2 protein-coding genes are annotated in these 6421 nt (G+C 36.2%); one reads left to right on the top strand and one right to left on the bottom strand.

Annotated features, from left to right (window positions below):
* Nucleotides 1-259 precede the first annotated feature (259 nt).
* Nucleotides 260-4135, top strand: a complete 3876-nt coding sequence (locus VKJ25_RS13175; protein ID WP_324237087.1) for a WD40 domain-containing protein — start codon at nucleotides 260-262, stop codon at nucleotides 4133-4135.
* A 596-nt stretch (nucleotides 4136-4731) separates the two neighbouring features.
* On the opposite strand, the gene VKJ25_RS13170 is transcribed toward VKJ25_RS13175, so the two are convergent.
* Nucleotides 4732-6336, bottom strand: a complete 1605-nt coding sequence (locus VKJ25_RS13170; RefSeq protein WP_324237086.1) for a hypothetical protein — start codon at nucleotides 6334-6336, stop codon at nucleotides 4732-4734.
* Nucleotides 6337-6421 lie beyond the last annotated feature (85 nt).

Here is a 6421-nt window from a genome sequence, read left to right as displayed (position 1 = left end):
AGAGAAATCCCTAAATCCATGCAACTCAAGAGAAATCCCTAAATCCATGCAACTCAAGAGAAATCCCTAAATCCATGCAACTCAAGAGAAATCCCTAAATCCATCCGTGTATCCGTGGCCTCATCCGTGTCTGCTTCCCAAAGCAATACCACGGACTTCTAATTATCCTACTCAACCGGATATGATATAACACCTATTGTATTGAATGCTAACTTTTTTCTAATTTAAAGTTGCTAGGGTTAAGATACTACATATAAGTATGAATATACAAACTAATCAAGAATATAATTATCAAGTAGGCAATTATTTAACACCAAATCATCCGACTTATGTTAAACGAGGGGCAGACCAAGAATTATTTCAGGCTTTGAAATCTGGTGAATATTGTTATGTATTAAGTTCTCCACAAACTGGTAAATCAAGTTTAAAAATTAGCACTATTCAACTTTTACAAGCAGAAAATATTATCTGTATTGCTCTAGATATGACCAGAGTTAATAATCAACTTTTAACTCTAGAAGAATGGTATAATCAAGTAATTTTAACTTTAGAGAAAAGTTTTATTTTTCCTCGACATTTCCCAGAATTATGGTGGGAAGAAACCGCAGATATGTGTGGGGATGAAAAATTATTTCTGTTTATTGAAAAAGTATTATTAGATCAGACTCAAGATGAAAAGATTGTTATTTTTATAGATGAAATTAATGATGATAATGTAGTTAATTCTGGTTGGAGTAGTTTAGGAGTTTTGGTTGATTATTGTCTCCAGGAAAGAGCAAATAATCAAAACTTTAAACGTTTAACATTTGCCTTATTAGGCACAACAGTACCTCATAATTTAGTAGATATTTGTAGATATATTGAACTGAGTAATTTCAAAATAGAAGAAGTAGCTCATTTTGCTAATAGCTTTCAAAGAATAGTCAGACAACCATTAAAAGTTATCGAAGAAATATTATTTTGGTCTGGCGGACAACCATTCCTCACTCAAAAATTATGTCAAATAATTATTAACTATTTAGCAGAACGACAAGGAGAAGAAAATTATGATGACGTAGCCTTAGTACAAGATTTAGTCGAAGTTTGTGTCGTAGAAAATTGGGATGCTCAAGACTATCCAGCTCATTTCAGTAAAATCCAACAATTGTTACTCAGAAATATCCAAAAATCTATAACTCATTTAGAAATATATCAACAACTATTAAAATATGACAAATTAAAACCACCCGGTCAAAATAATCAAAGATTTAAAAACGATGCGATCGCTAATCATAAATGGGAAATCAAAGAACTATTAAGGTCTGGTATCGCCAAAATTAATCGAGGATTTTTAGAAATATATAGTCCTATTTATGCAGAAATTTTTAATCAAGAATGGCTAGAAAAATATCTAGCACAAATCCCTCAGCCTGCTTCTATAAATCAAGAACAATTAGAATTAAATGATTCGCAAAATCAGACAAAAACCAGACAAGTAGAACCAGATATATCTAATTCGGAAATTCAACACAACCAGAAAAATAACAGTCATGTTGCCATTAATCCAGAAGAAAAAATAGTAGGAAATCCATTAAACTTAAATCAATTCAACACTCAGACAACAAACTTCCAACTAGGAGCAAATATCCCTAACTTGCCAAATCAGGAAAATTACAAAAATCCTAATCATAATCTAATTCAGCCACAATCAACACAACCAGAAAATCCATTCAATATAAATCAGTTAAACACTAAAACAACCAACCTTCAACCAGAACCAAATATTTCTAAATTACCAAATCAAGAAAATGATGAAATTAATCATAATAATGTAATTCAAGTACAACATAAACAACTAGAAACACCAAAATCAAAAATTAGTCATCATCATAATCAAACAAATCAGAAAAAAAGTAAAAATTCACCAAACAATAAACTAAAAATAGGAGTAGCAGGATTAACCCTATTATCAGTAGTAGCCATAATCAGCCTCACCTGGGCAACCAAACTTTTCAGAGATAAACAAAACCAACTTCAACAAACCACATATCAACTCCAAGAAACCCAACTAGGAATACAATTAGAACGCCAAGGAATCAACTCCCTCAAACAATTTGAATTTGCAGAAATAGAAGCATTACTATCAGCAATCCAAACAGGAAAAGAACTCCAAAAATTAGTCAAAGACCGTCGCTCCCTCCACTATTACCCAGCCACAACACCCATATTTGCCCTACAACAAATCCTCAATAATATTCACGAAAAAAACCAAATTCCTAACATTAAAAAAATTTCCATGAGTCCTAACAATCAACTATTAGCCACAGTCAGCAATGATGGTATAGCTAAAATCCTGAAATTCTCAGGTCAAGCTATTTCTCAGTTGAGAGGACATCAAGGCAAAATCTCCCACATTAAATTTTCCCCAAAAGACAACCTCCTCGCCACAGCAGCAGAAGACGGAACAGTCAGAATATGGGATTTTCAGGGCAAACAGCGAGTAGAACTCAGAGGCCATCAAGGCAAAATTTGGCAAATCGCCTTCAGTCCAGATGGTCAACTCCTAGCCACTGCTGGAGAAGACAGCACTGCCATAATTTGGGATATCTCTGGCCAGAAAATAGCCACTCTTACCAAACATCAAGAGCGCATCTTAGATATTAAATTCAGTCCTGATGGAAAATATTTAGCCACCGCTGGATGGGATGGTACTGTCATAATTTGGAATCGAATAGGTAGACAGTTAGCTATGCTTAGAGGACATAAAGGTAGTGTCGAAAAAGTAGTATTTAGCCCAGATAGTAGACTCCTAGCTACCGCTGGATGGGATGGCACTATTAGAATTTGGTGGCGTCGTACTGGTCAACTATATGCCAGACTTAAAGGTAAAGTCTCGAATCTTAGCTTTAGTCCCGATAGTAAAAGGTTAGTTGCAGCCGGAGAAGATGGAGCAGGAAAGATTTGGGATGTTTCTGGCCAACTATTAGGGAAACTTCCTGGACATCAAGGAATTATCACCAGTGTTAATTTTAGTCCCAATGGTCAACGTCTAGCTACAGCAGGTAGTGATGGTATTGTGAAAATTTGGAACAGTAATGGTAATTTGTTAACTACTCTTAAAGGACATAATGGCCGAGTTTTGGAACTTAACTTTAGTTCTGATGGAGAATTATTATTAACTTTAGGAGAAGATGGTACTGGTAGGATTTGGGAATTAGAAGGTAATGGCGAGGTCAAAATTCCCGGAAACTCTGATATTTTTGAGACAGTAAGTTTCAGTCCGAATCATCAGAGGTTAGCAACAGCGGGAGTTGATGGTAGTGCCCGTATCTGGGATATTTCAGGAAACCCTTTAGCTCAATTAAATGGATATTCAGGTATGTTTGGTGATCTGAATTTTAGTCCAGACGGTCAACGTCTGGCAACTGCTGGAGATAATGGTCAAGCAAAAATTTGGCAGGTTTCGGGAGAGGAGTTAATAGAGTTAGAGGGTGAAGAGGGTAGGGAAAAAGAGATTAGTTTTAGTCCTGATGGAAAACGTTTAGCAACGGTGGGAGCAGATGGTGTTGCTCGGATATGGAATAATTCTGGTCAGCAGTTAGCTGAGTTAGAAAGTAATAATGGGCGAGTTTTGGATATAAGTTTTAGTCCGAATGGAAAATATATTGGTACTGCTGGAGAGGATGGTATTGGAAAAATTTTTGATAGTTCTTTGCAGCTTGTCTTGGAGTTAAAAATTGTTTCTAGTTGGATGGAAAGTATTGGTTTTAGTTCATCAGGAGATTATGTCGCTACGGGAGATAGTGATGGGATGGTGAAAATATGGGATTTTTCCGGCAATCAAATTACTGAGATAAAAGGGCATATTGGTAGTGTAGAAAATGTGATTTTTAGTGCTGATAGGGAACAGGTGATTAGTATGGGAAAAGATGGTATGGTAAAGGTTTGGGATCTGACTGGGCGACAAATAGCTCAATTTGAAAATTCTAAGGGTTTAAGTTTGGATGGTAAATATGTAGCAACTTTGGTAGATAATGATTTACAGTTATGGCAGGTGAAAGGGTTAAATGATCTATTAAAAAGTTCTTGTGATTGGCTTAAAGATTATTTTGTTACTCATCCAGATGTGAAGAAAAATTTAGAAGTTTGTGAATAGTTCAACTAAAGATAAATAGATTCATTATCAATTAAAATAGTAGGGGCGGGTTTCCATCTTAAGTTAACGAGTTTTGACATAGAGTCAGCTAAACCCGCCCCCTAATGATATAGTGTCGAACCCGCTTGCTTTGTAGAGGGTTGGGAGACCAAACCCCTAGATTCTTTAATTTTAATGATGCTACCGGATTTAACATAATCCACCATTGTAGGGGCGGGTTTCCACCTTAAGTTAACGAGTTTTCACATAGAGTCAGCTAAACCCGCCCCCTAATGATATAATGATATAGTGTCGAACCCGCTTGCTTTGTAGAGGGTTTGGAGACAAAACTCCTAGGTTCTTTAATTTTACTGATGTTACCTACCGGATTTAATATAATCAACTATTGTAGGGTCGGGTTTCCACCTTAAGTTAACAAGTTTTGACATAGAGTCAGCTAAACCCGCCCCCACATAACTAAACCCACCCCCCACCATAGAGTAACCTGCCAATAACATATTTTGATGTTGTAGAAAAGAGGGCGGGTTTAGGTAAATCTGAGGTGAACTAGGGAAATCTCTCTCTGTGAAAACCCGCCCCTACGATACTCAACCATTTTATCTTAAACTTCGCTCAGTTTTTTGTTTTTGTATAGTCTGATTTTCAGCCACAGCAGCATCAAGTTGATCCAATAATTTCCCAACCTTCTCCTTTGTCTCCTTTTTAGTTTGAGGTTGTCTATTCAACCATGACACTGCTCTTCTTCGTCCTTTTTGACTTGCCAAAATTAAAGCACCCCAAGCTAAAGCATTAACTTCAGTTCGATCTACTCTTAAAGTGGCATCAACTCGGTTGGTGAGACGGCCAGTATCATTTTCTAGTAACTTAACGATATCATAAGTGCTACTCAAATTATTTTCAAACACATCTAGACTTTCTTGCCAACGGCCATCTATCAAACCAGCTAAAACTTTTTGACTTGGACTTGCCCAAGAAGCGATCGCTTGAGCTTCTGTAATCTTGGCATGAAACTTAATTAAATTAAACTGAGCTTCGGCTTTTTCCGACCATTGAGATTTATCCATTAAATTTGCTCGCAAAGGTTTCATTAAAGCCAAAGCAGGAGACCATAAACCACTACGAGCTAACCTTAAAATATCTTGATAAGACTTTTTTTCAATGGGAGTTTCACTCAGGGAAATTTCTTCCAATTTAATCGGATTAAGTATAAACTTTCTTGGTTGAATCCAATAAATATCAAAATCAGGATCTAGTCCCACAGTTTGCTCTATTAATAACTCTGGATCTCCGCCTCCAGTCATTTCCTGCCAGATCGGAGCTTGACCAGCAGCACTTTTCCATCTCAACATGGAACTTAAATAATTTTTACGAGGATTATAATTCACAATTTCCCCATAAAAAATAGCTTTATTATTTTGTAATCTCTGACCACTGACAGTAAACCAAACTCCTGCTTTCGGAACTTTCCCTTGAAACTGACTTACACCTGTCAGAGGTAAAGGTTGATTTGAACCCCGATCGGCATCAATAGTAGATGCAATAACAAAAGATTCGGCTGGACCTTTGAGTGGTAAAGTATTAGCTAATCGAAAATATGGTTGACTGCCTTCTCGTTGATTAATAGATAAAACTGACTCATAAACCCGCAACTCTAACACTTCTCGACAAGGAGTTTCACAGGGTAACGAACCTCTAGATGCAATTTCCTGCATTACTGGCACTAATAAATCTGAACCAGAATCTGTTTTTGTATTAGGAAGAGGAAAAATTTTTTCACTGCTAAACCCTTCATCTTTTATACTAGATTTAATTTGCTCCAAAGTCTTTAAAGACTTATTTCCTGATATGTAAAATTTAGTCCATCCTGGTAAGACTTGATTGAATGAAACTATCGCGTTTGGATCGGAAATTAACTTAACACTGAGCCATGCTCCCACGGCCATTAAACTAGAGCCACCAAATAACAAAGTAATTCCTATCCATTCAATTATCCATTTGCGCCAAGGTAAAGATTGCACTTTCCATAAAAATTCTTGCCAGTTAAATGATTCTTCTCTTTGACCTCTCCTAGGTTTGTCAATAGAACTAATTTGTGGAGTTTTTCTGGTTTTAGGATAATGGGGTTTTTTAAGTATGTTAACAGATTGAGGAGATTTTCTGTGATTTTCAGGGGCGGGTTTACTTAATTTTGGGTTGAGCATTGAACTCTTAGATAAAAAATTAATTTTCAGGGGCGGGTTTACTTAATTTTGGGTTGAGCATTGAACTCTTAGATAAAAAATTAAT

Source organism: Okeania sp. (assembly GCF_035285525.1).
Lineage (GTDB): Bacteria > Cyanobacteriota > Cyanobacteriia > Cyanobacteriales > Microcoleaceae > Trichodesmium.
This window is presented reverse-complemented; position numbering and strand designations above follow the sequence as displayed.

Excerpts from the sequence above, each read along its gene's own strand:
- VKJ25_RS13175 (WP_324237087.1), top strand. The coding sequence starts at position 260 with ATGAATATACAAACTAATCAAGAATATAATTATCAAGTAGGCAATTAT.
- VKJ25_RS13170 (WP_324237086.1), bottom strand. The coding sequence starts at position 6,336 with ATGCTCAACCCAAAATTAAGTAAACCCGCCCCTGAAAATCACAGAAAA.